Source organism: Anaerophaga thermohalophila str. Valhall (genome assembly GCF_000250735.1).
Lineage (GTDB): Bacteria > Bacteroidota > Bacteroidia > Bacteroidales > Marinilabiliaceae > Anaerophaga > Anaerophaga thermohalophila_A.
This window is the reverse complement of record NZ_AHZV01000205.1, coordinates 1-1,048: the sequence shown is the minus strand read 5'-3', so window position 1 is coordinate 1,048 and position 1,048 is coordinate 1. Positions and strand designations below refer to the sequence as shown.

General features: G+C 37.5%; 2 protein-coding genes. Both read left to right on the top strand.

Annotated features, from left to right (window positions below; all coding sequences use genetic code 11):
- Positions 1 to 398: 398 nt before the first annotated feature.
- On the top strand, positions 399 to 602 hold the full coding sequence (locus OQ5_RS25425; RefSeq protein WP_016777520.1) for a hypothetical protein: 204 nt from the start codon (positions 399 to 401) through the stop codon (positions 600 to 602).
- A partial coding sequence (locus OQ5_RS20880) for a phosphoenolpyruvate carboxykinase (ATP) (RefSeq protein ID WP_255297497.1) occupies positions 550 to 1,048 on the top strand: 499 nt, incomplete at its 3' end. The genes OQ5_RS25425 and OQ5_RS20880, both read left to right, overlap by 53 nt.

The following is a 1,048-nucleotide window of genomic DNA, read 5'->3' as shown; positions in this document are numbered from 1 at the left end:
GACGAAAACTTATGAATAAAGCAGGTTAAAATACCATATAATCCGGTCACGTAAAAATCTTGTTCTCAAATTTGTTGGATTCTCTCACAATAATTATTTTTACTTCGCCAAAATTTATTTATAAATCATCACCTATTAAATCTATACCTTGATTTACATTAAGAATAATTGGCTAATTTATTGCAAATTGAAAGCAAATTCATTCACCAACAACAAGATTATCAAAATTCTCATTGGGTAACCTCAATTACCTGTTCATCAGTTAAATCAAACATTTCAGGCAAAAAATATTAAAGATATTTTTCTTTAATATGGTTTTTTTATACATTTGGGCGCTTTAAAAATGAGGTATTGTAATCACACAAAAATTATTTACTAATAATTAAAACACACAAAACATGCAGAATTTGGATTTGAGTAAGTACGGGATCACGGATGTGAAAGAAATTGTTCACAACCCCTCGTATGAAGAGTTGTTTAAAGAAGAAACCCGTCCCGACCTGGAAGGTTATGAGAAGGGGATTGTTACCGAGCTGGGAGCTGTTGCAGTTGACACAGGTATTTTTTACAGGCCGGTCACCCAAGGACAAATTCATCGTTAAAGATGAGACCACGAAGGACACAATATGGTGGACATCGGAACATGCCCCCAACGACAATAAACCAACAACTCCGGAGGTTTGGAAAGAATTGAAGGAACTGGCCGTTAAGCAGCTTTCGGGCAAGAAACTTTACGTGATGGATACCTTCTGTGGTGCCAATCCCGACACCCGAATGAAAATTCGTTTCATCATGGAAGTTGCCTGGCAGGCTCATTTTGTCAAAAACATGTTTATCCGCCCCACACAGGAGGAGCTGGAAAATTACGGTGAACCCGACTTTGTTTCATTGAACGCTTCAAAAACAGTGAACCCGAAATGGAAAGAGCATGGCCTTAATTCTGAAGTATTTACTGTCTTCAACCTAACGGAGAAAATGCACGTTTTAGGTGGCTCATGGTATGGCGGAGAAATGAAAAAAGGCATGTTCGCCATGATGAATTATTATC